1 protein-coding gene is annotated in these 670 nt (G+C 44.3%); it reads left to right on the top strand.

What is annotated here, in order from left to right; translation table 11 throughout:
• A partial coding sequence (locus B5F77_RS15460; RefSeq protein ID WP_140392914.1) for a DUF1573 domain-containing protein occupies nt 1–329 on the top strand: 329 nt, incomplete at its 5' end.
• Nucleotides 330–670 lie beyond the last annotated feature (341 nt).

Raw genomic sequence — 670 nt, 5'->3', positions numbered from 1 at the left:
GTATAACGGTGAGTGAATTACCTGAAACTATCCTCGTTTCCAACCAAGAAGAATATGATATGGGGACAGTTGGAGAGAATGAGACAAAGGCGCAGCAAGTAATCTTGAGAAATAACGGTACGGAGATATTCAAGCTCAAAGGTATCACGACCTCGTGCGAGTGTACGACCACCGAACAAGATTGGGAAGAAATCGCCCCGGGCGAAACGGCCACACTAACGGTCTATTACAAAGCCGAACAACCCGGCGATTTCTACCGTACCGTCACGATTTATGGGAATGTGCCGGGGGAATCGCTCACTTTGTCGTTGGTGGGGAAGGTTGAATGAAAAAACGATGAACATGTCATCCTCTAAAATTTGTGTGCTACTCATCCAAGAAGTATTTTTGCATCGGAGCAGAAAAAGAGGGAGTTGCAGCTTCGATGAGACTCGCAATTTGACACCAAGCTGGCAACTCCCCAAAATCCTCCTCCATATCGTCGAACCTAATACAGAAAGGAGGCTTATCGCGCCTCAAAGGTACGAAAAAGTTTTGAAAACGGAACGGTATAAGAGTCATACGCCGTGCCCGCAATCTTACCGATAGGGAGAGTGTTGGGGAAGAGGCTCATAAAAGTATTATAAACAACAAATTTAAAAAGAAAGAATATGAAAAAGATCATATTATC

Origin of the sequence: Parabacteroides sp. An277 (genome assembly GCF_002159645.1) — a bacterium.
Lineage (GTDB): Bacteria > Bacteroidota > Bacteroidia > Bacteroidales > Tannerellaceae > Parabacteroides.
This window is presented reverse-complemented; position numbering and strand designations above follow the sequence as displayed.